At 69.5% G+C, this 23,390-nt stretch carries 24 protein-coding genes and 3 tRNA genes; 9 read left to right on the forward strand and 18 right to left on the reverse strand.

Annotated elements, in window-relative coordinates; genetic code table 11:
- The first annotated feature begins 8 nt into the window (after positions 1 to 8).
- On the forward strand, positions 9 to 1,226 hold the full coding sequence (locus tag AWC03_RS11285; protein ID WP_085240556.1) for an RNA polymerase sigma factor: 1,218 nt from the start codon (positions 9 to 11) through the stop codon (positions 1,224 to 1,226).
- A 12-nt stretch (positions 1,227 to 1,238) separates the two neighbouring features.
- On the opposite strand, the gene rplA is transcribed toward AWC03_RS11285, so the two are convergent.
- The 12 genes from rplA to AWC03_RS11345 all read right to left on the reverse strand — a co-directional run bounded on the left by rplA (position 1,239) and on the right by AWC03_RS11345 (position 6,184).
- A complete protein-coding gene (gene rplA, locus AWC03_RS11290) occupies positions 1,239 to 1,946 on the reverse strand; it encodes a 50S ribosomal protein L1 (protein WP_007167783.1) in 708 nt (235 codons plus the stop codon).
- A 70-nt stretch (positions 1,947 to 2,016) separates the two neighbouring features.
- Positions 2,017 to 2,445, reverse strand: coding sequence for a 50S ribosomal protein L11 (rplK, locus tag AWC03_RS11295; RefSeq protein WP_066952006.1), 429 nt, complete (start codon positions 2,443 to 2,445; stop codon positions 2,017 to 2,019).
- Positions 2,446 to 2,488: 43 nt separating this feature from the next.
- On the reverse strand, positions 2,489 to 3,241 hold the full coding sequence (nusG, locus tag AWC03_RS11300; RefSeq protein ID WP_085240557.1) for a transcription termination/antitermination protein NusG: 753 nt from the start codon (positions 3,239 to 3,241) through the stop codon (positions 2,489 to 2,491).
- Positions 3,242 to 3,267: 26 nt separating this feature from the next.
- The gene (gene secE, locus AWC03_RS11305) at positions 3,268 to 3,714 is read right to left on the reverse strand and encodes a preprotein translocase subunit SecE (protein WP_085240623.1); all 447 of its coding nucleotides are present in this window, start codon (positions 3,712 to 3,714) and stop codon (positions 3,268 to 3,270) included.
- A 93-nt stretch (positions 3,715 to 3,807) separates the two neighbouring features.
- A tRNA-Trp gene (locus AWC03_RS11310) sits at positions 3,808 to 3,880 on the reverse strand.
- 149 nt (positions 3,881 to 4,029) lie between these two features.
- Positions 4,030 to 4,530: a (3R)-hydroxyacyl-ACP dehydratase subunit HadC gene (hadC, locus tag AWC03_RS11315; protein WP_085240558.1), complete on the reverse strand. Its 501-nt coding sequence runs from the start codon at positions 4,528 to 4,530 to the stop codon at positions 4,030 to 4,032.
- Between the two features lie 14 nt (positions 4,531 to 4,544).
- Positions 4,545 to 4,973: a (3R)-hydroxyacyl-ACP dehydratase subunit HadB gene (hadB, locus tag AWC03_RS11320; RefSeq protein ID WP_067211706.1), complete on the reverse strand. Its 429-nt coding sequence runs from the start codon at positions 4,971 to 4,973 to the stop codon at positions 4,545 to 4,547.
- Complete coding sequence (gene hadA / locus AWC03_RS11325) at positions 4,960 to 5,439, reverse strand: (3R)-hydroxyacyl-ACP dehydratase subunit HadA (RefSeq protein ID WP_085240559.1); 480 nt, start codon at positions 5,437 to 5,439, stop codon at positions 4,960 to 4,962. The genes hadB and hadA overlap by 14 nt, the downstream gene beginning before the upstream one ends.
- A 47-nt stretch (positions 5,440 to 5,486) precedes the next feature.
- On the reverse strand, positions 5,487 to 5,654 hold the full coding sequence (gene rpmG, locus AWC03_RS11330; RefSeq protein ID WP_007167776.1) for a 50S ribosomal protein L33: 168 nt from the start codon (positions 5,652 to 5,654) through the stop codon (positions 5,487 to 5,489).
- Between the two features lie 46 nt (positions 5,655 to 5,700).
- Positions 5,701 to 5,774 (reverse strand) — tRNA-Met (locus AWC03_RS11335).
- Positions 5,775 to 5,826: 52 nt separating this feature from the next.
- Positions 5,827 to 5,899: transfer RNA gene (locus tag AWC03_RS11340), tRNA-Thr, on the reverse strand.
- 75 nt (positions 5,900 to 5,974) lie between these two features.
- Positions 5,975 to 6,184, reverse strand: a complete 210-nt coding sequence (locus AWC03_RS11345) for a type II toxin-antitoxin system VapB family antitoxin (protein WP_085240560.1) — start codon at positions 6,182 to 6,184, stop codon at positions 5,975 to 5,977.
- Between the two features lie 99 nt (positions 6,185 to 6,283).
- On the opposite strand from AWC03_RS11345, the gene AWC03_RS11350 reads away from it, so the two are divergent.
- The 3 genes from AWC03_RS11350 to AWC03_RS11360 all read left to right on the forward strand — a co-directional run bounded on the left by AWC03_RS11350 (position 6,284) and on the right by AWC03_RS11360 (position 8,609).
- On the forward strand, positions 6,284 to 6,997 hold the full coding sequence (locus AWC03_RS11350) for an MBL fold metallo-hydrolase (RefSeq protein ID WP_085240561.1): 714 nt from the start codon (positions 6,284 to 6,286) through the stop codon (positions 6,995 to 6,997).
- A 62-nt stretch (positions 6,998 to 7,059) separates the two neighbouring features.
- Positions 7,060 to 7,917 carry a hypothetical protein gene (locus AWC03_RS11355; protein WP_085240562.1) on the forward strand — a complete coding sequence of 286 codons (858 nt, stop codon included), beginning with the start codon at positions 7,060 to 7,062 and terminating at the stop codon, positions 7,915 to 7,917.
- Positions 7,914 to 8,609 carry a crotonase/enoyl-CoA hydratase family protein gene (locus tag AWC03_RS11360; protein WP_085240563.1) on the forward strand — a complete coding sequence of 232 codons (696 nt, stop codon included), beginning with the start codon at positions 7,914 to 7,916 and terminating at the stop codon, positions 8,607 to 8,609. Before AWC03_RS11355 ends, AWC03_RS11360 begins: the two co-directional genes overlap by 4 nt.
- A 271-nt stretch (positions 8,610 to 8,880) precedes the next feature.
- Here the strand turns inward: AWC03_RS11360 and AWC03_RS11365 are convergent, their stop codons facing one another.
- The 3 genes from AWC03_RS11365 to AWC03_RS11375 all read right to left on the reverse strand — a co-directional run bounded on the left by AWC03_RS11365 (position 8,881) and on the right by AWC03_RS11375 (position 10,933).
- A complete protein-coding gene (locus tag AWC03_RS11365; protein WP_085240564.1) occupies positions 8,881 to 9,894 on the reverse strand; it encodes a patatin-like phospholipase family protein in 1,014 nt (337 codons plus the stop codon).
- A 1-nt stretch (position 9,895) separates the two neighbouring features.
- Positions 9,896 to 10,351 carry a cyanase gene (gene cynS / locus AWC03_RS11370; RefSeq protein WP_085240565.1) on the reverse strand — a complete coding sequence of 152 codons (456 nt, stop codon included), beginning with the start codon at positions 10,349 to 10,351 and terminating at the stop codon, positions 9,896 to 9,898.
- Between the two features lie 66 nt (positions 10,352 to 10,417).
- Positions 10,418 to 10,933, reverse strand: a complete 516-nt coding sequence (locus AWC03_RS11375) for a nitroreductase family protein (RefSeq protein WP_085240566.1) — start codon at positions 10,931 to 10,933, stop codon at positions 10,418 to 10,420.
- Between the two features lie 189 nt (positions 10,934 to 11,122).
- Here AWC03_RS11375 and AWC03_RS11380 point away from each other — a divergent pair, with 189 nt between their 5' ends.
- Positions 11,123 to 11,989 (forward strand): cyclopropane mycolic acid synthase family methyltransferase, encoded by an 867-nt coding sequence (locus tag AWC03_RS11380; RefSeq protein ID WP_085240567.1) that lies wholly within the window; start codon positions 11,123 to 11,125, stop codon positions 11,987 to 11,989.
- 18 nt (positions 11,990 to 12,007) lie between these two features.
- Here AWC03_RS11380 and AWC03_RS11385 read toward each other — a convergent pair whose 3' ends face one another.
- Both AWC03_RS11385 and AWC03_RS11390 read right to left on the reverse strand, forming a co-directional pair.
- Positions 12,008 to 12,442, reverse strand: a complete 435-nt coding sequence (locus AWC03_RS11385) for an SRPBCC family protein (RefSeq protein WP_085240568.1) — start codon at positions 12,440 to 12,442, stop codon at positions 12,008 to 12,010.
- Positions 12,442 to 13,275, reverse strand: a complete 834-nt coding sequence (locus AWC03_RS11390; RefSeq protein WP_085240569.1) for a lysophospholipid acyltransferase family protein — start codon at positions 13,273 to 13,275, stop codon at positions 12,442 to 12,444. Before AWC03_RS11390 ends, AWC03_RS11385 begins: the two co-directional genes overlap by 1 nt.
- An 84-nt stretch (positions 13,276 to 13,359) precedes the next feature.
- Between AWC03_RS11390 and recC the strand changes: the two genes are divergently transcribed.
- The 4 genes from recC to AWC03_RS11410 are packed head-to-tail and all read left to right on the forward strand — an operon-like array spanning position 13,360 to position 22,443.
- Positions 13,360 to 16,641 carry an exodeoxyribonuclease V subunit gamma gene (gene recC / locus AWC03_RS11395; RefSeq protein WP_085240570.1) on the forward strand — a complete coding sequence of 1,094 codons (3,282 nt, stop codon included), beginning with the start codon at positions 13,360 to 13,362 and terminating at the stop codon, positions 16,639 to 16,641.
- Positions 16,641 to 19,934: a UvrD-helicase domain-containing protein gene (locus tag AWC03_RS11400; protein ID WP_085240571.1), complete on the forward strand. Its 3,294-nt coding sequence runs from the start codon at positions 16,641 to 16,643 to the stop codon at positions 19,932 to 19,934. The genes recC and AWC03_RS11400 overlap by 1 nt, the downstream gene beginning before the upstream one ends.
- Entirely contained in the window at positions 19,931 to 21,691 is a 1,761-nt protein-coding gene (gene recD / locus AWC03_RS11405; protein WP_085240572.1) for an exodeoxyribonuclease V subunit alpha, read from the forward strand. Before AWC03_RS11400 ends, recD begins: the two co-directional genes overlap by 4 nt.
- Before the next feature lie 38 nt (positions 21,692 to 21,729).
- A complete protein-coding gene (locus tag AWC03_RS11410; RefSeq protein ID WP_085240624.1) occupies positions 21,730 to 22,443 on the forward strand; it encodes a TVP38/TMEM64 family protein in 714 nt (237 codons plus the stop codon).
- Here AWC03_RS11410 and AWC03_RS11415 read toward each other — a convergent pair.
- Positions 22,440 to 23,387, reverse strand: coding sequence for a class I SAM-dependent methyltransferase (locus AWC03_RS11415; protein ID WP_085240573.1), 948 nt, complete (start codon positions 23,385 to 23,387; stop codon positions 22,440 to 22,442). The two genes, AWC03_RS11410 and AWC03_RS11415, sit on opposite strands and share 4 nt — an antisense overlap.
- Between the last annotated feature and the right edge of the window lie 3 nt (positions 23,388 to 23,390).

The following is a 23,390-nucleotide window of genomic DNA, read 5'->3' on the forward strand; positions in this document are numbered from 1 at the left end:
CGCCCGCGATGTCCGACCTGGATGGCGTCTTCCGGCGGGAGTGGGGGCCCGCCGTCGCCGCGCTCGCGCGGTGGTCCGGCGACCTGACCATCGCCGAGGACGCCGTCCAGGAGGCCTGCGCCGAGGCGCTGCGCAGCTGGAGCCGCGACGGCGCCCCGGACAATCCCGGCGGCTGGCTGGTGACCGTCGCCCGCAACCGCGCGCGCGATCGCCTGCGCCGCGAATCCGTCCGTCCCGGAAAGGAAATGGCGGCCGTGATCGACGAAATCCGGGCGCGCACCGACCACACCGACCCGTCTCCGGTTCGCGACGACGAGCTGCGGATGATGTTCACCTGCGCGCATCCCGCCCTGGACCGTCAATCGCAACTGGCGCTCACCCTGCGGCTGGTGTCCGGCTTGACCGTCACCGAGATCGCCCGCGCGCTGCTGCAGACCGACGCGGCGGTCGGCCAGCGAATCACGCGCGCCAAGAACAAGGTTCGGCACGCCAACATCCCGCTGCGGGTGCCGCCCGCCGAGCTGCTGCCCGAACGCACCCCGCACGTGCTGGCCTGCGTCTATTCGGTATTCACCGAGGGGTATTGGTCCACCGCCGGCCCGTCGGCGATCCGCGACGAACTGTGCGACGAAGGGATCCGGCTGGCCGGTGAGCTGTGCGCGCTGATGCCGCAGGCGCCCGAGGCCCACGCGCTGGCCGCCCTGATGCTGCTGCACGATTCGCGGCGGGCCACCCGGGTCGACGACGCCGGGGCGCTGGTGCCGCTCGAGGAGCAGGACCGCGGCCGGTGGGACCGCGGCCGCATCGCCCGCGGCCTGGATCGGCTCCGCCGGGCCGAGGGCTCGACGGGCCCCTACCTGCCGCAGGCGGTGATCGCCGCGTTGCACGCGACGGCGCCGTCCTGGGAAGAGACCGACTGGGTCACCATCTGTGCGGCCTACGACCGGCTGCTGCGGCTGACCGACTCGCCGGTCGTGCGCGCCAACCGCGCCCTGGCGGTCGGTTTCCGCGACGGTCCCGACGCCGGCCTCGCCGCCCTGGACGAGGTGGCGCACGACCCGCGGTTGGGCCGCTCGAATCTGGTCGCGACGGTACGCGCCGACCTGCTTCGGCGCGCCGGTAGGCCGACCGACGCCGTCACCTGGTACCGAGAAGCGCTGGACGCCAACGGTTCCGAGCCGGGACGCGAGTTCCTGCGGCGTCGCATCACGGAGTGCGGCGGGTAGCCCGCCGACTGCCTAGGCCTCCGCGAAGTTGCGGGTGACCGACGGGTCCACCGGGATGCCCGGGCCCGTGGTGGTCGACACGGTGATCTTCTTCAGGTACCGGCCCTTGGAGGCGGACGGCTTGAGCCGCAACACCTCGTCGAGCGCCGCGCCGTAGTTCTCCGCGAGCGCCTTCTCGTCGAAGGACGCCTTGCCGATGACGAAGTGCAGGTTGGCCTGCTTGTCGATGCGGAAGTTGATCTTGCCGCCCTTGATGTCGGCCACGGCCTTGGCGACGTCGGGGGTGACGGTGCCCGTCTTCGGGTTGGGCATCAGGCCGCGCGGACCGAGCACGCGGGCGATGCGGCCGACCTTGGCCATCTGGTCGGGCGTGGCGATCGCGGCGTCGAAGTCCAGAAAGCCGCCCTGGATCTTTTCGATCAGGTCGTCGCTGCCGACGATGTCGGCGCCGGCGGCCTGCGCCTGCTCGGCCTTGTCGCCGACCGCGAACACCGCGACGCGGGCGGTCTTGCCGGTGCCGTGCGGCAGGTTGACCGTGCCGCGGACCATCTGGTCCGCCTTGCGCGGGTCGACACCGAGCCGGATCGCCACCTCGACCGTCGCGTCCTGCTTGGCCGACGCGGTCTCCTTGGCGAGCTTGGCCGCCTCCAGGGGGCTGTACAGGTTGTTGCGGTCCACCTTCTCGGCGGCGGCGCGATATGCCTTGCTGTTCTTGCTCATTGATTCATCCAATCGGGTGTTGGGTCGTGGTTAAGCAGCGGGCCGAAGCTGGCCCTCCCACGGGGTCGAACTATTCGACGGTGATCCCCATCGACCGGGCGGTGCCGGCGATGATCTTGGCGGCCGCGTCGATGTCGTTGGCGTTGAGATCGGTCTTCTTCGTCTCGGCGATCTCCCGAACCTGGTCCCAGGTCACCTTGGCGACCTTGGTCTTGTGCGGCTCGGCCGAACCCTTGCCCACGCCGGCGGCCTTGAGCAGCAGCTTGGCCGCGGGCGGCGTCTTGAGCGCGAAAGTGAAGCTGCGGTCCTCGTAGACCGTGATCTCCACCGGGATGACCTGACCGCGCTGGTTCTCCGTGGCCGCGTTGTAGGCCTTGCAGAACTCCATGATGTTGACGCCGTGCTGGCCGAGCGCGGGTCCGACCGGCGGCGCAGGGTTGGCCTGCCCCGCCACGATCTGCAGCTTGATCAGCCCAACGACTTTCTTCTTCGGGGCCATGAGATGTTGGTGTTCCTTCCTGAACTGGGCGTAGCTGCCCGAGCTAAATCTTGGAGACCTGGCTGAACGTCAACTCCACCGGCGTCTCGCGGCCGAAGATCGACACCAGCACCTTGAGCTTCTGCTGTTCGCCGTTGACCTCGCTGATGGTCGCCGGCAACGTGGCGAACGGCCCGTCCATGACGGTCACCGATTCACCGACCTCGTAGTCGACCTCGACGGCCGGGCGCTCCAGCCCGCCGGCCTCGGCGGTGGCCGCCGTGGTGGCCGCGCCCTTGGCGGCCTTCTTGGTGGCGCCCCGCGGCAACAGGAACTTGACCACGTCGTCGAGCGTGAGCGCCGACGGCCGCGACGTCGCGCCGACGAACCCGGTGACGCCGGGCGTGTTGCGCACCGCGGCCCACGAGTCGTCGGTCAGGTCCATGCGAACCAGGATGTAGCCGGGCAGCACCTTGCGATTGACCTGCTTGCGCTGGCCGTTCTTGATCTCGGTGACCTCTTCGGTGGGCACCTCGACCTGGAAGATGTAGTCGCCGACATCCAGGTTCTGCACGCGGGTCTCGAGGTTGGCTTTGACCTTGTTCTCGTATCCGGCGTAGGAGTGGATGACATACCAGTCGCCGGGCTTGCTGCGCAGCTCCGCCTTGAGCGCGGCCGCCGGGTCGACGTCCTCGGCCGACTCCTCGGGAGCCTCGGCCGCCGCGGTTTCCGGGGCTTCGGCGACCTCGGCGCCCTCGGCGCGCTCTTCTACGTCGACCGCTTCACCCGCGGACGTGTCACCGTCGAAGGTAGTCACGGTTCTCAGTCCTCTCTATCTGTCGCTCAGCCGAACACCAGCAGCACAAGCTTGGTGAGGCCGAAATCCGCGAGGCCGACCAGCGCCACCATGAAGGCCAGGAACGCCAGCACCACCGTGGTGTAGGTGAGCATCTGCTTGCGGTTGGGCCAGATGACCTTCCGCATCTCCGCAACCACCTGCTTGAGGTAGTTGTAGACGAAGACGAACGGATTGGCCGACCGGTCCCCGGGCTTCTTCGGCTTTTTGGCCTTCTTGGCCTTGGCGCCCTTGTCCTCCTTGGCGGCCTCGGCCTCGTCCACCGACTCTACGTCGACGTCCTCGCCGGCCTCGGCCGCTCGCTGGCGGGATCGTTTGCCTGTGGGGCGCTGCGGCCGCGTCACCACAGCGGTCCGGCCGCCACTCGCGCGGTCGTCCTCCCTGTCAGCGACGTCGCTTGTGGCGTCGTTGGCAGCATCGCCTTCGTCGCTCACCACATGCTCCTTAGTTTTGCTAGTATCCCGCGGGCCGTCCCGGGTGTGATGGCCACCATTCCAGTGTCCACCATGGCACGGCTTCGTGTTCAGCAGGGGCGACAGGACTTGAACCTGCAACCTGCGGTTTTGGAGACCGCTGCTCTGCCAGTTGAGCTACGCCCCTTCGCGGTTGGCAGGCCAACCTGCGCTTACCTACCGGGGCTTACATGACACGCGCGCTCCCCGTTCTTTCGACTCACGGAAAGCGCGCTGATGCTGGGAAAACCCCGACGTCCGAGTGTACTCGATTCCCCTCAAACCCAGGAAATCCGATTACGCCGTCCGGACGACCTGGCCGGATTCCGAGTCCCAGCGCAGGTTCTCCGACTGGTCGGCGTACTGGCTCATCAGCGTGGTGTAGGCCTCCAAGACCAGCTCACCCTGATCATTGGTGCAGATGTTCTTGGTGACGACGATGTCGGCCCCGAACCGCTCGTCCACCGACAAGATGTCCATCCGGGCCCACAGCTTGTCGCCGGCCTTGATCGGCTTGGCGAACACGAACCGCTGGTCGACCTGGACGATCACCAGGGTCTCCATGCCGATGTCGACGTGCCGGAAGAAATCGAGTTGGACCAGCTTGGCGAAGATGGTCGCGAAGGTCAGCGGCGCCAGGATCGCGTCGTGGCCGAGTTCGGCGGCCGCGTCTTCGTCGTAGTGGGCCGGGTGGCGGTCCTTCACGGATTGCGCGAACTGGCGGAGTTGTTCCCGCCCCACGACGAAGTAGTCCGGGTAGCGCCAGATCATCCCGCGGATGTCGGTCTTGAGAGCCATTAACCAGGCCCGCCCTACGCGAGCGTTGCGGACGCGATCGCCCTGCCGAAGATCTTCTTGCCGCCGGTGGTTGCCGTCAACGCGATGGTCACGGACTTGGTCTCCGGGTCGACCGACTTCACCCGGCCGTTGAAGACGAGCTCGGCGCCCTTGCCGTCGTTGGGCACCGGCACCACTGCGGTGAACCGCACGTTGTACTCGGTGACCGCGCCGGGGTCACCGATCCACGCGGTGACATAGCCGCCGCCGATGCCCATGGTGAGCATGCCGTGCGCGATCGCGGTGTCCAGCCCGACGACCTTGGCCATTTCGTCGTCCCAGTGAATCGGGTTCAGGTCGCCCGAGACGCCCGCGTAGTTAACCAGATCCTGACGGGTCAGCGGGTAGGTCCGCTCGGGGAGCTGGTCACCCACCTTCACGGAGCTGAACTCACGCAGTGGCATTAGAAAATCCCTCTTCTCCATCATCACCGGCACGGCCCGCCAGGGTCGTGTAGGTCTCCTGCACGACGTCACCGGCCTCGTTGGTGATGACGTTCTTGGTCACGATGATCTGGGTGCCGTGCGACACCCGCACCGAATCCACGTAGACGTCGCAGTACAGCTTGTCGCCGGCCACGATCGGCGCGCTGAATATCAGCACCTGGTCGACCTGAACGATCTGCGCGTCCTTGACGGCAACATTCGCGTGTTCGAAGAACGCGGTCTGCGCCTTGTAACCGAACACGCAGATGAACGTCAGCGGCGCGAGCAGTCCGCCGTAGCCGAGCTCTGCCGCCGCCTTCTCCTCCATGAACGCGGCGTCGTCGTTCTGCACGGCGACAGCATGCTCGCGGATCTTCTCGCGCTCCACGACGTAATGGTCGGGATAGCGGTAGTGCATCCCGACGATGCTTTCGGATAACGGCACGGCTGAAATCTACCTAGTCGGTCTGAGAAGACGGTCGCCGGGCGCGGCTAGCGTGTCTCTCGGTGCGCCTGGTGCTTGCCGCAGTTCGGGCAGAACTTCTTCAGCTCCATGCGGTCCGGGTCGTTCCGGCGGTTTTTCTTGGTGATGTAGTTACGGTGCTTGCACACCTCGCATGCCAAAGTGATCTTCGGCCGCACGTCGGTACTGGAAGCCATGACGGTTCTCTCTCAAATCTCTCAAGGTGTGCACTGTGTTGTGTTGTAGCGATGGCCGGACTCGAACCGGCGACCTAACGATTATGAGTCGTTCGCTCTAACCGACTGAGCTACATCGCCTCTGCCCGCCCCCATCGGGGTCGGGGCCGCCACGCCTGCTCGGCGTCCGCCGAGCCCCCTAACGGAATCGAACCGTTGACCTTTTCCTTACCATGGAAACGCTCTACCGACTGAGCTAAGGGGGCCGTTCACCCGAATCGGCAGTGCCGCGGGCCTAAAAGAGGGTACAACCTGGCTCGCAGCCGGACCAAACCACGGCCTCAGGGGCCGCTGTCGCCGCCTCGGTGGGGCTGCCACGCGCTGAGGTCGCTGAACTCGTCGTACTCCTCGGCGGGTTCGTCGGCCTCGGCTTCGGTGAGCAGGGTGCGCAACGCGAGGTTGACGGCCTCGCGGGCATCGGCGAGATGGAAGCGGCGTATCGCCTCGTCAATCAGATCGACGTCGATCTCGATTTCGACCTTCCGGATCATGCGGCAACCATACCCACTGAATACAACGTCAATCGTTGCTCGCAGGCGGTTTTGCGGCGGCGCTGCCGGGCCCGGACGGGCACGCCCTAGGCTGGTCACGTGTCAGACGAACGGCTCTACTTTCGTCAACTGCTCGCCGGCCGCGACTTCGCCGCCGGCGACATGTTCGCGACCCAGATGCGCAACTTCGCCTACCTGATCGGGGACCGCCAGACGGGCGACTGCGTGGTGGTCGACCCGGCGTACGCGGCGGGCGACCTGCTCGACACGCTCGAGGCCGACGGCATGCAGCTGTCCGGGGTGCTGGTCACCCATCACCATCCCGACCATGTGGGCGGATCGATGATGGGCTTCTCCCTGCAGGGCCTGGCCGAGCTACTGGAGCGGAAAGCCGTGCCGGTACACGTCAATACCCATGAGGCGCAATGGGTTTCGCGAGTCACCGGCATCAGCATGGGCGACCTGACCGCCCATGAGAACCACGACAAGGTCAGCATCGGCGATATCGAGATCGAGTTGCTTCACACCCCCGGCCACACCCCGGGCAGCCAATGCTTCCTGCTCGACGGCCGCCTGGTGGCCGGTGACACGTTGTTCCTGGAGGGCTGCGGCCGGACCGATTTTCCCGGCGGGGACTCCGACGAGATGTACCGCAGCCTGCGGCAACTGGCGACGCTGCCCGGCGACCCGACCGTTTTTCCCGGGCACTGGTATTCGGTGCAGCCGAGCGCGTCGCTGTCGGAAGTCAAACGCTCCAACTACGTATACCGGGCCACCGACCTCGCCCAGTGGCGCATGCTGATGGGCGGCTGAGGCGATCCCTCGACCACGCCGAATCGGCGACCGGGCTGTGATATAAGCGGAGGGTGGATTCCATGGGGTGGTTCCAGGACGGCTGGAACGGAATCACGCACACCGGGTCCGGCACCTGGATCGCGTGGGCGGCGTGGGCGGCGATCGCGCTTGCCGTCGTGACCCTGATCTTCACCAACGGGCAGATCACCCGCAACCGGCGGCTGGTGGCAGAACAGACCCGGCCGCAGGTCGCGATGTTCATGGAACCGCATCCCGCCGACTGGCACGTGATCGAGCTGGTGGTCAGGAACTTCGGCCAGACGGCGGCCTACGACATCACGTTCTCGTTCATGAATCCGCCGACGGTGGCCGAATACGAAAACGCCACCGACGGGTACGCCGACGTCGCCGAGCTGCGCCTCCCCCGCGAGTTGCCCGTGCTGGCTCCCGGCCAGGAATGGCGCATGGTGTGGGACTCGGCGCTCGATCGCGCCGAGATCGGCAGCGGGATCGAGTCCCGCTTCACCGGCACCATCACCTACTACGACCGGCCGCAGCACGCGCACGAGCGGCGGTTCTGGGAGCGCGACCGCGTGCCGCTGGAGACCCAGGTGGTGCTGGACTGGGACTCCCTGCCGCCCGTCCAGCGCATCGAGTTGATGACCACCCATGACCTGGCGAAGCGGGAGAAGCAGAAGCTGGAGTTGCTGCGCGGGCTGCTGACCTACTTCCACTACGCGAGCAAGGAAACCCGCCCCGAGGTGTTCCGCAGCGAGATCGAACGGATCAACACCGCCGTGCGCGAGACGCAGGACAGGTGGCGCACCCGCCAGCTCGACGAGCCCACCGACGTCAGCCTGCGCTGGGGTGAGGCCGAAGACGACCTGGGCAAACACCACAGCGGACCCGCGGGACGGCAAGGAGTCAGCAACCAATGACCGGCCCGGTCCACTACACCCTCAAGGATTCCGTCGCCGTCATCAAGATGGACGACGGCAAGGTCAACGCCCTGGGGCCGACGATGCAGCAGGCCCTCGGCGAGGCGATCGACCGCGCCGACGCCGACAACGCCGGGGCGTTGGTGATCACCGGCAACGAGCGGGTGTTCAGCGGCGGATTCGACCTGAAGATCCTCACCTCGGGCCAGGCGCAGCCGGCGATCGACATGCTGCGGGGCGGCTTCGAGCTGGCTTACCGGCTGCTGTCTCATCCCAAGCCGGTCGTGATGGCCTGCACCGGCCACGCCATCGCCATGGGGGCGTTTCTGCTGTCGTCCGGCGACCACCGGGTGGCCGCGCACGCCTACAACATTCAGGCCAACGAGGTGGCGATCGGCATGGTCATCCCCTGCGCGGCCCTGGAGATCATGAAGCTGCGCCTGACCCAGTCGGCCTACCAGCAGGCCGCCGGGCTCGCGAAGACGTTCTTCGGCGAGACCGCGTTGGCCGCCGGCTTCGTCGACGAGATCGTGCTGCCGGAGATGGTGGTCAGCCGCGCCGAGGAGGCCGCGCGCGAATTCGCCGGTCTGCACCAACACGCCCACGCCGCAACCAAATTGCGCGCCCGGGCCGATGCCCTGAAGGCCATTCGGGCCGGGATCGACGGCATCGAGGCCGAGTTCGGGCTGTAGCGCCCCCGCCGCGCTGCCCAGGACGTTTTGGACCCCGGCCGCCGGGTACGCCGGCCAGGGCGCGCAGGCCGCCAAGGACGCCGAACTGCTGGGCCTGGCGTCGCGCTGCCATCCCGAGACGTTGCGCCAAATGCGCTGGGCCAACGCGATGCTCAACGAGCTGTCACCGCAGGTGTTGATGACCTGAACGGCGAACGCGGTGGCCGCTGCCCGCCGCCACCGCGTTCCCTTCGCCTCCTCGCGGCCAGTGTGACACGTGTGCGACGAGGCGTCACTTCACTACGTCGACGCGGCGGAACCGCTCCCGATACGCCGGCCAATCCCAGGTCGACAAGAAATCCTGCGCCGCCGCATACCCCCTGTCGTAGAGCTCTTCCAGGCGGCCACGGGAGATGCCGAAGTCGAGCACGCTCACGTCGGTGGAGGCGACGCCGATGGTGCGGCACTTCACCCACGGCAGGCTCAGCTGGGCCTGGTCGTGGCCGACCATCATGGTGGTGAAGAGGCTTTGCAGCAGGGCGGATTGTTTGAGGAAGCGCAGCGGGCGCAGGGCGGGGAACACCTGGTCGATGCCCTCGGCGAGCTTGGGCATCACCGTGATGCCGAACGTGGGCCAGCGCGGCGGCTTGCCGTCGGTGCGGTCCAGCGAGTCGATCGGGAAGTTCGACAGGACGCCCCCGTCGACCAGGCAGGAGCTGAGCCCCATGGTGTTGGTCAGCGCGACCGGAGGGTAGAAGAACGGGATCGCCATCGAGGCCCGGACCGCGTCGGCAACGGGCTGCTCGTCGGGATCGAGCCCATAGAGCCGGCGATAGTCCCAGGGCAGTCGTACCAGCTGCGCCGCGGTGACGTCGGCGACGGTGACCGCCACCCGGTAGCGCCGTTCCGGTGGGAGCTCGTCGTCGTCCATGGCCAGATCACCGAACGTGACCACCCCCAGGTTCTTCAGCTCGCTGCGAATCCAGTCGTGGGCGAAGTCGCCGCGGTACATGGCGGTGTCGTGCACCAGCCCCCACGCGGAGCCGACGACGGGCAACGGCCCCGCGTCGCGCCATTTGCGCAACGGCACCGACAGCGCGAGCTCCTTGACCTGACCGCTGGTCAGTTGATCGCCCTTGGACGCGGCCGCCGAGATCACCGCGACCACCGACCCCGCCGAAACGCCCGACACCCGATACGCCGAGTAGCCGGCATCCATCAGCCCGCCGACGGCGCCGACCAGGCCGATGAACTTCACGCCGCCGCCGGAAAGGACCAGGTCTACCGGCTTCTTCTCGGCCGCCATCTCAGTCGTTCGCCGAAACCCATTGATAGGGAAGGAATTTGCCATCCAGAGTCACCACGACGCGATCGCCCGACGGGTGTGGTTTCTTCTGGAGGTCGACACTGAAGTTGATCGCGCTCATGATGCCGTCGCCGAACTGTTCGTGGATCAGCTCCTTGATGGCGCCGCCGTAGACCTGCAGGGCCTCGTAGAAGCGATAGATGGTGGGATCGGTCGGCACCGCGGTGGGCAGCCCGCCACGCATGGGGGCCGCCGCCAGCACGGGCACCACGGATTCGTCCAGGCCCAGCTTCTCGACGAGGATGCGGGACAGGTCCGCGGGAATGGGGTGCTGGCCGAGCAGTGCCGAGGTGGTCCACAGCACCGGCCGGTCGATGGCGTCGGCCAGCTGCTGCCACGTCAGGCCAAGCCTCAGTCGGGCCAGGACGATCTGCTCGGTGATCTCATGTCTGTTCATGGCCCCAAGTCTGCACGGACGGGGTCGGCCGCGCCGCGCCGGAACCTTGAGGCGCCGCGGGGGTCGTCACCACCGGGCGTGGTGGACGACCTCGGAGAAGGGGCGCCGATTCGGGGTGCGGATCGGGGCGAGCGGACGGTCTGCGGGATAGCCGACGCCGAGCAGGAAGGCCACCAGCCGGTCCTCGGGAACGCCGAGGATGGCCCGCGCCTTCTGCTGGTCGCCCACGGACGAATGCCCGGTCCCTATCCCCAGGTCGGTGGCCGCGATCATCATCGCCATCGTGGCCTGCCCGACGTCGTAGTTGTCGGTGACCACCCGGCGTTCGTCGGGCGGCACGGGCACGACGATCGCGATCGCCGCGGCGGCGCCGGCGATGTGCCCGGCGCCCTGCCAGACGGTCGACAGCTCGTGCAGCTGAGCCCTGTCGGTGACGATCACGAAGTCCCACGGCTGCCGGTTCTTCGCCGACGGCGCCCGCCACCCGGCCTCGGCGATGCGGTTCAGGTCGTCTTCGGAAACCGGGTCCGGCTTGTACTGCCGGACGTTGCGCCGGGCGCGGATCGCGTCCCAAGCCTCCATGCGTGCCCTCCTCAGCTCCAGCTCATTCCCCAGCCGACTCCGGGTAAACGGGGGTAACGTCGGCGGAATTCCCCGGATATGCGCGCTGAAAGTTTGATTCCGGCCCATTCGGGAAGCCGTGGTGAACCAGCTGCGTCCCCCTTCCGTGTCCAGCTGAATGGCCCCGATTCAGAAAGGCGCGTAGCCGGCATGGCAGAGAACCTGACGCCGCACTTCGAGGACGTCCAGGCGCACTACGACCTGTCCGACGACTTCTTCCGGCTGTTCCTCGACCCCACCATGACGTACAGCTGCGCGTACTTCGACCGTATGCGCGACATCCCGCTCGAAGAGGCGCAGCTGCGCAAGATGGACCTGGCGCTGGGAAAGCTGGGCCTGCGGCCCGGGATGACGCTGTTGGACGTCGGCTGCGGGTGGGGCGGCACGATGCGCCGCGCGCTGGAGAAGTACGACGTGGACGTCGTCGGGCTGACGTTGTCCGAGCACCAGGCCGCGCACGTGCAGAAGATGTTCGACGCGATGACCACCCCGCACAGCCGGCGGGTGCTGCTGCAGGGCTGGGAGCAATTCGACGAGCCCGTCGACCGGATCGTCTCCATCGGCGCGTTCGAGCACTTCGGGTACGACCGCTACGACGATTTCTTCCAGATGGCCTACCGGGTCCTGCCCGACGACGGGGTGATGCTGCTGCACACCATCACCATGCTGACCCCGGAGCAGATCGCCGCCCGCGGCCTGCCGATGACCGAGAAGCAGGCCGGCTTCAACGACTTCATCGCCCGCGAGATCTTCCCGGGTGGTCAGTTGCCGCCGATCGAGATGGTGGAGTTCCACGCGTCGAAGATGGGATTCAACCTGGCCCGCAGGCAGTCGCTGCAGCTGCACTACGCCCGCACGCTCGACCTGTGGGCCGCGGCGCTCGAGGCGCACCACAGCGAGGCCGTGGCGATCCAGTCCGAAGAGGTCTACCAGCGGTACATGAGGTATCTGACCGGGTGCGCCGACGCATTCCGGGACGGCTACATCGACATCAACCAGTTCACGCTGGCCAAGTAGGGACGGGGCTCACCGGCCCTACGACTCGACAAGGCGGCGCAGGTTTTTCAGGCTCTCGTCGAGTGAGCGGCCGACCCAGAAGGCCGCCACCCGGTCCGCGATCAGGCCCAGCAGGCCGCCCTCGGAGCTGTAGGCGAGCCGGAACGTCACGCGGGTTCGGCCGGGCCCGGCGTCGCGCAGGCGGAACCGCCCGCGCTGCGTCACGCCGGTGATGTTGATCCAGGCCAGGTCCCGCGCGGAATCGAACTCCACGACCTCGGCGACGCCGCCGACCGGGATCGAGCCGATCTTCCACAGCACCGTGTAGCGGGCGCCCACCCGCACCGGACCTTCCGTCAGCGTCTCCCAGCGCTCCAGGTGCGGGAGAAACGACGGGTAGCGATCCGGGTCGCTGAGCACCGTCCACACGGTGTCGCGGTCGGCGTCGACGACGATCCGGCGTTCGACGCGCATCAGCCGATCACCGGGAATCGGCGTTGCGCGGCAAGCCGGTCCACGCCGGCCTGCAGGCTGGCGATCACCTGGTCGTACACCGCCTGGTCGTCGTCGCCCACGGTGATCGGCTCCTGCACCTCGATGACGATCTTGGCGGGCAGCGGGATGTGCCCCAGCAGGTCGCCGACGTTGAGCCCCCACGGCGGCGCCAGCGAGATGGGCACGCTCTTGAGCCGGAGCACCTTGTCGAGCAGCAGCAGTTTGGCCAGCCACTGCGCGCGGCCGAGGAAGAGCGCGGTCTCCTGCCCGCCGACGCTGGCCACCGGGACGATCGGCACGCCGGTCTCGCGCGCGAGCCGCACGAACCCTTGGCGGCCACCGAAATCGACGACGTGCCGCTGCCAGGACGGGCGGAAGACCTCGTAGTCGCCGCCCGGGTAGACCAGTACCGCGGCGCCGGATTCCAAAGCGAGCCGGGCGTTTTCGGGGCTGGCCGCCACGGTGCCGAACTTGCGCAGCCAGCGCAGCGGCGGGTACAGGGTGACCAGGTTGTGCGCCAGTTGGTAGAACGGGCGCTCCACACCGAAGTAGGAGCAGAACGCCAGGGTGAACACGAAGGTGTCGGGCGGGACGTTGCCGCCGCTGTGGTTGCCGACCAGCAGCACCGGCCCGTGCGGGGGGATGCGGTCGAGTCCGCGGACGTCGGCCCGGAAATAGAGCGAGGCCACCAGCCAGGTGGCCGGTAACTGGTCCCGGATGAAGTCGGGGTCGCGCTGGTCGAGGTCCGCCTTGGGCACCCGGTCGGCGATCTGCCTGCCCACCCACCCGATGGCATCCGCGACTGTCGCCATGGTGTCAGCCTGGCACAGCGGAGCCCTCCGGTGGAGGGGCTTTCGTCGCCCGATGTCGGTGCGGGGGTCTATCGTTGCACCGCAATGGCGCTTCATCTCCACCGTGCCGAACGCACCGATGTCCTTGCCGACGCTCTCGGGGCCCTGCTGGCCAATCCGCAAACCGACCCGTTCGCCCAAGAGTTGGTGCTGGTTCCCGCGCGCGGCGTGGAACGTTGGCTCAGTCAACGGCTGTCGCACGTGCTCGGCCGTTCCCGGGGCGGCGACGGCGTGTGCGCGGGGGTGGCGTTTCGCAGTCCCGGCTCGCTGATCGCCGAGATCACCGGCGCCGCCGACGCCGATCCGTGGTCGCCGGACGCCCTCGCCTGGCCGCTGCTGGAGGCGATCGACGGCGCCCTGGACGAGCCCTGGTGCCGAACGCTGGCAACGCATTTGGGCCACTTCGACACGGGGCCCGAGGCGGAACTGCGCCGCGCCAGGCGCTATTCGGTGGCGCGGCGGCTGGCCGGATTGTTCGCCTCGTACGCAAGCCAGCGTCCGCAGTTGCTGGCCGACTGGCTGGGCGGTGCACCGGGCGACCTCGACCCCGACCTGGCCTGGCAGCCGGAACTGTGGCGCGCGGTGGCCGCCCTCGTCCGGGCCGATCCCCCACACATCCGCCATCGGCACACGATCGCCCGGTTGCGGGAAGGCCCGGCCGACCTGCCCGCGCGGTTGTCGCTGTTCGGCCACACCCGGCTGTCGCGGACCGATGTGGAACTCCTCGAGGCGGTGTCGGACCACCACGACCTGCACCTGTGGCTGCCGCACCCCAGCGACCGGTTGTGGCGCGGGTTGACCGGTGTTCATGGCGTGGTGCGGCGTCGCGACGACGACAGCAGGCGCGCGGCCCACCACCCGCTGCTGGAGACCCTCGCCCGCGACGTCCGCGAACTGCAACGCACCCTGCCGGCCCAACCGGCGACGGATGAGTTCATCTGCGCCACAACAGCATCCGACACCCTGCTGGGCTGGCTGCAGTCCGACATCGCCGCCAACGCGGTCCGGCCGGCGGGCCGCACACCGTCGCCCACCGACCGCTCGGTGCAGGTGCACAGCTGCCACGGCGCGGGCCGGCAGGTCGGCGTGCTGCGCGAGGTGCTGCTCGGGCTGCTCGAAGACGACCCGACGCTGGAGCCCCGCGACATCGTCGTGATGTGCCCCGACATCGAGACGTACGCCCCGTTGATCGTCGCCGCCTTCGGGCTGGGCGACCTGGCCGGAGAAGGCCACCCCGCGCACCGGCTGCGGGTGCGCCTGGCCGACCGGTCCCCCGCCCAGACCAACCCGCTGCTCGCGGTGGCCGGGCAGTTACTGGGCATCGCGGGGGGCCGCGCCACGGCCACCGAGGTGCTGAACCTGGCGCAGGCCCCGCCGGTGCGGGCCCGCTTCGGGTTCACCGACGACAACCTCGACTCGATGACGGCGTGGGTGCGGGAATCGGGCGTCCGGTGGGGCTTCGACAAGGAACAGCGGGCGCCCTACGGCCTGGACCACATCCTGCACAACACCTGGCGTTTCGGGCTCGACCGCATCCTCACCGGCGTCGCGATGTCCGACGACTCGCGGGCCTGGCTGAACACCGCGCTGCCGCTCGACGACGTGGGCAGCAACAAGGTCGAATTGGCCGGGCGATTGGCCGAATACGTCTCCCGGTTGCAGGGCGCGGTCGAGTCGCTGGCCGGACCGCGGCCCCTGACCGAGTGGATCGACGCGCTCACCGGCGGGGTCGCCGCCCTCACCCGGGTGGGCGCCGGCGACGCGTGGCAAACCGGGCAGCTGCGCCATGAGTTCGCAAAAGTGTTGGAGCAGGCCGGCTCCCGCGACTCGACCATGATGCGCCTGCCCGACGTGCGAGCGCTGCTGGCCGGTCGCCTGGCCGGGCGGCCGACGCGCGCGAACTTCCGCACCGGCACGTTGACCGTCTGCACCATGGTACCCATGCGTTCCGTTCCCCACCGGGTGGTGTGCCTGGTCGGACTTGACGACGGCGTCTTCCCCCGCTTCAACCGGCCCGACGGCGACGACGCGCTGGCACGGGCACCGATGACCGGCGAGCGCGACATCCGTTCGGAGGACAGACAGTTGCTGCTGGACGCGGTATGCGCGGCCACCGAGACCCTGGTGATCACCTACACCGGCAACGACGAGCACACCGGCCATCCGCGGCCACCGGCGGTGCCGCTTTCCGAGCTGCTCGACGCGCTGGACCAGACGACGACCGAGCGCGTGCGCGAGCGCGTCGTCGTGCATCATCCGTTGCAGCCGTTCGATATTCGCAACGTCACCCCGGGCGAGCTCGTCGGAGGCCGGCCGTTCACCTTCGACCCCACCGCTCTGGTGGCCGCCGAGGCCGCCGCCGGCGACCGGCACGCCGGCCGCCCGTTCTTCGCCGACCCGCTGCCCGAGCCACCGCGCGACGACGTCGCCCTGGCCGATCTGCTCACCTTCTTCCGGGACCCGGTGAAGGGCTTCTTCCGCGCGCTGGACTACGCGCTGCCCTGGGAAGTCGAGGACCTCGACGACGAGATGCCGGTCCAGATCGACAGTTTGGCGGAGTGGACCGTCGGCGATCGCATGCTGCGCGACATGCTGCGGGGTATGCACCCGGACACCGCCGCCAACGCAGAGTGGCGACGGGGCACGCTGCCGCCCGGCCGCCTGGGGATGCGCAAGGCCGTGGAGATCCGCGACCAGGCCGCCGATTTGGCGCGCACGGCGTTGCGGCACCGCCAGGCCGACGCCGACGCCTACGACGTCGACGTGGACCTCAGCGCCGGGCGGCGGCTCACCGGCACCGTGACACCCGTCTTCGCCGAGCGCACGGTGTCGGTCACCTATTCCAAGCTGGGTGGCAAACACCTGATGGAGTCGTGGATTCCGCTGCTGGCCTTGAGCACCGCCATGCCGGGCCGCGGCTGGACGGCCCTGTGCATCGGCCGCGCCAGAACCGATCACCGCATCGAACAGCGGCTGCTGGGACCGCCGGCGGATCCCGGTGCGACGATCCGCGACCTGGTGCGCCTGTACGACGCGGGCCGCCGAGAGCCGCTGCCGCTGCCGGTACGAACGTCGTTCGCCTGGGCCGACGCCCGCCACGGCGGCAGGGACCCGGTGCGGGCGGCCGGCTGGCGCTGGCAGTCACAGAACAACTTCCACGGCGAGGACGCCGAGCCCGCGCACGAAAAGGTCTGGGGCAAACGGGCGCCGCTCAGCGTCTTGCTCGGCGCGCCGCATCTCGGCGAGGAGTTCGCCGGGGAGGACTCCCGCCTCGGCGCGCTGGCGGCGCGGCTGTGGTTGCCGCTGCTGCGCTCGGAGGTGCGTTGATGGATCGGTTCGACCTGCTCGGCCCGCTGCCCGGGCCCGGACGCACTACGGTGCTCGAGGCCAGCGCCGGCACCGGAAAGACGTTCGCGCTGGCCGGTCTGGTCACCCGCTACCTCGCCGAGGGCCTGGCCACCCTCGACGAGATGCTGCTGATCACGTTCAGTCGCGCCGCCAGCCGTGAGCTGCGCGAACGGGTCCGCTCGCAGGTCTCGCAAACCGTTGCCGCGCTGTGCGATCCGGCGGCCGACGCCCCGAACGAGCTGGTGGCCCACCTGATGCGCGGCAGCGCCGCCGACCGCGACCAGCGCTGCCGCAGGCTTCGGGACGCGCTGGCGGGATTCGACGCCGCCACCATCGCCACCACCCACGAGTTCTGCAGCATGGTGCTCAAATCCCTCGGCGTCGCCGGTGACACCGACGCCGGGGTGACGCTGGTCGAAAGCCTCGAGGACCTGCTCACCCAGATCGTCGACGACCTCTACCTCGCCCGGTTCGCATCGGAGCGCGACGACGCCGCGCTCAGTCACCCCGACGCGCTGGCGCTGGCCCGCGCGGTGGTCCGCGACCCGTGCGCCGAACTGCGGCCGCAACGGCCCGACGCGGATTCCGTTGCCGCGGTGCGGCTTCGCTTCGCCAACGATGTGCTCGACGAGCTGGAGCTGCGCAAGCACCGGCTCGCCGTCCTAGGTTACGACGACCTGCTGCGCAGGCTCGCCACCGCGCTGCGTGCGCAGGATTCCGATGCCGCCAACCGGATGCGGGCCCGCTGGCCGATCGTCATGGTCGACGAGTTCCAGGACACCGATCCCATTCAATGGGAGGTCATCGGGCGCGCGTTCGGCGGTCACTCCACCGTGGTGCTCATCGGCGATCCCAAGCAGGCCATCTACGGCTTCCGCGGCGGCGACATCTACACCTACCTCGAGGCCGCCCGCACGGCCGGCGAGCGGCGCACGCTGGACGTCAATTGGCGCAGCGACACCGCGCTGGTCGAGCGTCTCCAGACCGTGCTGCGCGGGGCGGCGCTGGGTGATCCGGGCATCGTCGTGGGCGCGGTGGAAACCCGCCTCGTCGGGCACCGGCTGGCCGGCGCGCCGCGCAACGCGCCGTTTCGACTGCGGCTGGTCAACCGGTCCCTGTTCGGTGTCGACCAGTCGAGAACCATTCCGATGTCGGAGCTTCGCCGCTTCATCACCGCCGACCTGGCCGCCGACATCGGCGCCCTGCGGGCCGCCGGCGCCACGTTCGACGGTGTCCCGGTCGAGCCGGGTCACGTGGCGGTGATCGTGGAGAAGGGTGAGGATGCCCGGGCGTGCCAGAGCGCCCTGATCCAGGCCGGGATTCCCGCCGTCTACACCGGCGACGCGGATGTGTTCCTGTCCCAGGCCGCCGAGGATTGGCTGTGCCTGCTCAACGCGTTCGATCAGACCCACCGCAGCGGGATGGTGCGGGCCGCCGCGGCGACGGTGTTCTTCGGCAGGCTGGCCGACGCGTTGGCCGCCGGGGGCGACAAGCTCACCGACGAGGTGGCCGCCACCTTGCGGGACTGGTCCGGCCAGCTGCGCGAGCGCGGGCCGGCGGCGGTGTTCGAGGCGGCGCAGTTGGCCGGGATGGGCCGGCGCGTGCTCGCGGAGCAGGGCGGCGAGCGCACGATGACCGACCTCGCCCACATCGCCCAACTGCTGCACGACGTTTCGCACCGGGAGCGGCTGGCCCTGCCGGCCCTGCGCGATTGGCTCCGCCGGCAATGCGCCGAGCGCAGCAGCTCGTCCGGGGGTGCCCCGGAACGCAATCGCCGCATCGACAGCGACTCCGCCGCGGTACAGGTCATGACCGTGTGGGGGGCCAAGGGCCTGCAGTTCCCGATCGTGTACCTGCCGTTCGCGTTCAACCGGCACGTCTTCATCGACGACATCCCGATGTTTCACGACGACGCCGGTGTCCGCTGCCTGCACATCGGCGGCCCGCAGAGTCCGGACCTGGCCGAGACCGAGCGGTTCAGCCGGGCCGAGGCGGCGCGCAACGACATCCGGCTGACCTATGTCGCGCTGACCCGGGCACAGTCGCAGGTGGTGGCCTGGTGGGCGCCGTCCTGGGACGAACCCAACGGCGGGTTGTCGCGGCTGATGCGGGGCCGGCGCCTCGGCGAGGCCGTGGTGCCCGACCGCTGCGATCCGAAGACGATCTCCGACGAGCAAGCGCGGGCCTGCTTCGGCGCCTGGGAGGCCGCGGGCGGCCCGGTGATCGAGGAGGCCGCCGTCGCCGCCGTGCCCGTGCCCGCCGGGACGGCGCCGCCGAACAACCTGGCGGTGAGGCACTTTCACCGTGTCATCGATACCACCTGGCGGCGCACGTCGTACTCGGCGCTGATCCGCGACGTCGATCAGCCCGCCTTCGGTAGCGAACCGGAGGCCGGCGCTCGCGACGACGAGGTCGAGGTGACCCCGGCGGCGATCCCGTCGGCCGTCGGCGCGGACGTCCCCTCCCCGATGGCCGACCTGCCGGCGGGTGCGACGTTCGGGTCGTTGGTGCACGCCGTGCTGGAGAGCGCCGACCCGCTCGCCCCGGACCTGGCGGCCGAGCTGGAAGCGCAGATCCGGACGCATTCGGCATGGTGGCCGGTCGACGCCGATCCCGCGGTGCTGGCCTCGGCGCTGGTGCCGATGCACGACACGGTGCTGGGGCCCTTGGCTCCCGGTGTCACCTTGCGGCAGATCGCGCTCCCGGATCGACTGCGCGAGTTGGCCTTCGAGATCCCCCTGGCGGGCGGCGACATCCGTGGGGAAGTGACCGACATCCGGCTCTCCGACATCGGCGATCTGTTGGGCCGATACCTTCCCCCGGACGATCCCCTGGCCGGTTACGCCGACCGGTTGAGGTCCGACGGGCTGGGCCGCCAGCCGCTGCGCGGTTACCTGTCCGGGTCGATCGACGCCGTGCTGCGGTTGCCGGGGCAGCGCTACCTCGTTGTCGACTACAAGACCAATCTGCTGGGTGACACCGCGGCCGACTACAGTTTCGGATCGCTGACCGAGGCGATGTTGCACTCCGACTATCCGCTGCAGGCGCTGTTGTATCTGGTTGTGCTCCACCGCTTCCTGCGGTGGCGCCAGTCCGGTTACGACCCCGGGCGGCACCTGGGCGGAGTGCTGTACCTGTTCGTGCGTGGCATGTGCGGCGCCGCCACACCCGCGCCGGACGGCCAGCCCTGCGGGGTGTTCAGCTGGGGCCCGCCGGCCGAGCTGGCGGTCGCGCTGTCCGATCTGCTCGATGACGGGCCGCGCGCCGCATGAGCACCGTCGAGGAAATCCCCCAGGATCGATACGATCACCGAGTCGCGCTGGCCGCCGGCGGCCCGCTCGGCGAATTCAACCGCGCCGGCGTGCTGGATGCCGCGGATGTGCATGCGGCCCAACGGATCACGGCGCTGGCCGGCGAGTCGGACGACGCGGTGGCGCTGGCGCTCGCGCTGCTGGTTCGTGCGCTGCGGGGCGGGGCGGTGTGCGTCGACCTGGCGACCGTCGCCGCCGACGCCGACGCACCGGAGTTGCCGTGGCCGGAGCCGGTGTCGTGGCTGACGTCGGTGCGTTCGAGCCGCCTGAGCGCCGACCCCCCGGTGCTGCGGCTGTACCAGGATCGCCTGCTGTACCTCGACCGGTACTGGCGCGAGGAGACCCAGGTCTGCGTCGACCTGCTGGCGCTGTCGGCGCCCGGGGCGTCCGTCGAAGCGGGCATCCTCGATCGACTCTTCCCGGCCGGCTACGAGGAACAGCGGGCGGCGGCCCAGATCGTGCTGTCGCAAGCGGTTACGGTGCTCACCGGTGGTCCGGGCACCGGGAAGACGACGACCGTCGCCCGGCTGCTCGCGCTGTTGACCGAACAGGCGGACCGGTCGGGCAGGCCGGGGCTGCGGATCGCGATGGCCGCGCCGACCGGCAAGGCGGCCGCGCGGCTGACCGAAGCGGTGGCGGCGGAGCTCGCCCGGCTCGAGCCCCCCGACCGCCGGCGCCTGGCCGGGCTGGAGGCGGTGACATTGCACCGGCTGCTCGGCAGCCGGCCCGACACGTCGGTGCGGTTTCGTCACCACCGGGCCAACCGGTTGCCGCACGACGTCATCGTCGTCGACGAGACATCGATGGTGTCGCTGACGATGATGGCGCGGCTGCTCGAGGCGGTGCGCGCGGACGCACGACTGATCCTGGTCGGCGATCCCGATCAACTGGCGTCGGTGGAGGCCGGAGCGGTGCTGGCGGACCTGGTCGACGGCCTGTCCGCCCGCGACGACAGCCGCGTCGCCGCGCTGCTCTCCTCGCACCGGTTCGGCGAGTCGATCGGTGCGCTTGCCGACGCGATCCGCAGCGGTGACGCCGACCGGGCGATCGCGGTATTGCGGGCCGGCGGCGATCACATCGACTGGGTGGACGACGAGGACCCGACGGATCGGCTGCGCGCGATCCTGGTGCCGCACGCCCTCCGCGTGCGGGAGGCCGCCGTGTTGGGTGCCGAGGCGGCGGCGTTGCAGGCGCTCGACGGGCACCGGCTGCTGTGCGCGCACCGCCACGGACCCTCCGGGGTGGAGCACTGGAACCGCCAGGTCCATCGATGGCTGACCGAGGACAGCGGCCTGCCGGTGTGGTCCCAGTGGTACGCGGGCCGGCCGCTGCTGGTGACCGCCAACGACTACGGGCTGCGGGTGTACAACGGCGATACGGGTGTGGTCGTCACCCGCCAGGAGGGGCTGCGGGCGGTCATCGCCGGTGCCGCCGGGCGGCTGGAGTTCGCGACCAGCCGGCTCTCCGACGTCGAGACCATGTACGCGATGACCATCCACAAGAGCCAGGGCAGCCAGGCCGACGAGGTCACCGTGCTGCTCCCGCCGCAAGACTCTCACCTGCTGACCCGTGAGCTGTTCTACACGGCGGTGACACGCGCCAAAACCAAGGTGCGCGTGGCCGGTTCGGAGAGCGCGATACGGGCCGCCATCGGCCGCCGCGCGGTGCGCGCGAGCGGCCTGCGACAACGCCTCAAGTCCGGCGCCGGGCTGGACTGACGCCGCCGTCATGCCGGTGCGGAAGAATCGTGGTCGACATGACTGACGACGACGGCGCGATCACGCCATCCCGCCGGCCCCACATCCTGCGGCTGGCGGTGTTCGCCGCTTTCCTGCTCGCAATGTTCTTCCTGGTCGCCGTCGCACACGTCATCGACGTCGAGGACGTGCGGCGCACCGTCTCGGCGACCGGTTCCGCCGCGCCCGTGACCTACGTCGTGGTGTCGGCCGCGCTGGGCGCGGTGTTCGTGCCGGGCTCGATACTGGCCGCGGGCAGCGGGCTGTTGTTCGGCCCGGTCCTGGGCATCGCCGTGACGCTGGGCGCGACGGTCGGCACCGCCATCGTGGCCAGCCTCGTTGGCCGTCGGGCCGGGCGGAACAGCGCGCGGGCGCTGTTGGGGCCGGCGCGCGCCGACCGCATCGACGCGGTGATCGAACGCCGCGGACTGTGGGCGGTTGTCGGGCAGCGCTTCGTCCCGGGCCTGTCGGATGCGCTGGCCTCCTACGCGTTCGGGGCGTTCGGAGTCCCGTTGTGGCAGATGGCTATTGGCTCCTTCATCGGTTCGGTGCCGCGGGCGTTCGCCTACACCGCGCTGGGGGCGTCGATCGCGAATCGGTCGTCCTGGCTGGCGTATTCGGCCATCGCGGTGTGGTGCCTGACCGCCGTCGTCGGTGCGGTCGCCGCGCGGCGCGGGTACCGGAAGTGGCGCACGCACGGCCGTCGTGCGCCTTCGGAAGCCGAGGGCCGCTAGTTGTCCGGCCGCTGCGCGGCCACGAACAGGTTTCCCGGCACGGCGTCCTCGACCTCCTTGGGCGCCGCTCGGTCGTAGCCGGCCATCAGCTCGGCGGACGGGGTCACCGTCACGTCCCAGCCGTGGCGGCGGAACCACTCGCCGACGTCCTCGCGCTCCTCGAAGTACCACAGCTCGTCGGTCCTGGGCACCTCCCGGTCGGGGTCCACCCGCGCCATCAGCGCGCGCACCCGGTCCATCCGCTCACGGCGCTTCGCGCGGAACTCCGGGTCGAGAAACTTCGGTCCCAGCGCCTCCACCGCGACCCGGCTGCCGGGCGCGGTGAGCTGGTGCACGCGGTCGAACAGCAACTCCTGGGCGGCGGCGGGCAGATACGGCATCAGCCCCTCCGCCGACCACACGCTGGGCAGCGAAGGGTCAAAACCGGCCTGCCGCAACGCCGCCGGCCAATCGTGGCGCAGGTCCACGGGAACGGCGACGCGGTGGCACGCCGGCTGCGCCCCGTGCTGGGCCAGCGTCGACAACTTGAAGTCCAGCACCCGGGGCTGGTCCAGCTCGTAGACCGTCGTGCCGTCCGGCCAGGGCAACCGCCACGCGCGCGCGTCCAGACCCGCCGCCAAGATCACCGCCTGCCGAATGCCCGCGCCCGTCGCGGCGAGGAAGAATTCGTCGAAAAAGGCCGTGCGGCAGGCCATGTAGCCGACCATCGCCCGCATCTGCAGCGGCAACTCCGGTTCGGCCTCGACGAGTTCGTCCGGCAGCTGCGGCGCCGAGTGCCAGTTCCACACCCCGTCACCGGCGGCGTCCAGGAAGACCTGCGCGAACGGATCGCGGATCAACGGATTCTCGCTTCGCGTTTCCGCGCCGCGCGCCGACGCCACGCCCAGCGCGGTCGCCCCGACGCTCTCGGTGATCTCCCAGCTGTCGTTGTCGGTTCTGCCCACGGC

The sequence above is a fragment of the Mycobacterium europaeum genome (assembly GCF_002102155.1).
Taxonomy (GTDB): Bacteria; Actinomycetota; Actinomycetes; order Mycobacteriales; family Mycobacteriaceae; genus Mycobacterium; species Mycobacterium europaeum.

Bases quoted from the DNA above. Each gene is read 5' to 3' on its own strand.
- AWC03_RS11385 (WP_085240568.1), bottom strand. From the start codon at position 12,442: ATGCGCGTCGAACGCCGGATCGTCGTCGACGCCGACCGCGACACCGTG.
- AWC03_RS11380 (WP_085240567.1), top strand. From the start codon at position 11,123: ATGGCAGAGAACCTGACGCCGCACTTCGAGGACGTCCAGGCGCACTAC.
- recD (WP_085240572.1), top strand. From the start codon at position 19,931: ATGAGCACCGTCGAGGAAATCCCCCAGGATCGATACGATCACCGAGTC.
- AWC03_RS11400 (WP_085240571.1), top strand. From the start codon at position 16,641: ATGGATCGGTTCGACCTGCTCGGCCCGCTGCCCGGGCCCGGACGCACT.
- recC (WP_085240570.1), top strand. From the start codon at position 13,360: ATGGCGCTTCATCTCCACCGTGCCGAACGCACCGATGTCCTTGCCGAC.
- rplK (WP_066952006.1), bottom strand. From the start codon at position 2,445: ATGGCCCCGAAGAAGAAAGTCGTTGGGCTGATCAAGCTGCAGATCGTG.
- AWC03_RS11360 (WP_085240563.1), top strand. From the start codon at position 7,914: ATGACCGGCCCGGTCCACTACACCCTCAAGGATTCCGTCGCCGTCATC.
- rpmG (WP_007167776.1), bottom strand. From the start codon at position 5,654: ATGGCTTCCAGTACCGACGTGCGGCCGAAGATCACTTTGGCATGCGAG.
- AWC03_RS11365 (WP_085240564.1), bottom strand. From the start codon at position 9,894: ATGGCGGCCGAGAAGAAGCCGGTAGACCTGGTCCTTTCCGGCGGCGGC.
- AWC03_RS11375 (WP_085240566.1), bottom strand. From the start codon at position 10,933: ATGGAGGCTTGGGACGCGATCCGCGCCCGGCGCAACGTCCGGCAGTAC.
- cynS (WP_085240565.1), bottom strand. From the start codon at position 10,351: ATGAACAGACATGAGATCACCGAGCAGATCGTCCTGGCCCGACTGAGG.
- rplA (WP_007167783.1), bottom strand. From the start codon at position 1,946: ATGAGCAAGAACAGCAAGGCATATCGCGCCGCCGCCGAGAAGGTGGAC.
- hadC (WP_085240558.1), bottom strand. From the start codon at position 4,530: ATGGCTCTCAAGACCGACATCCGCGGGATGATCTGGCGCTACCCGGAC.
- AWC03_RS11345 (WP_085240560.1), bottom strand. From the start codon at position 6,184: ATGATCCGGAAGGTCGAAATCGAGATCGACGTCGATCTGATTGACGAG.
- AWC03_RS11390 (WP_085240569.1), bottom strand. From the start codon at position 13,275: ATGGCGACAGTCGCGGATGCCATCGGGTGGGTGGGCAGGCAGATCGCC.
- AWC03_RS11410 (WP_085240624.1), top strand. From the start codon at position 21,730: ATGACTGACGACGACGGCGCGATCACGCCATCCCGCCGGCCCCACATC.
- hadB (WP_067211706.1), bottom strand. From the start codon at position 4,973: ATGCCACTGCGTGAGTTCAGCTCCGTGAAGGTGGGTGACCAGCTCCCC.
- AWC03_RS11355 (WP_085240562.1), top strand. From the start codon at position 7,060: ATGGGGTGGTTCCAGGACGGCTGGAACGGAATCACGCACACCGGGTCC.
- AWC03_RS11285 (WP_085240556.1), top strand. From the start codon at position 9: ATGTCCGACCTGGATGGCGTCTTCCGGCGGGAGTGGGGGCCCGCCGTC.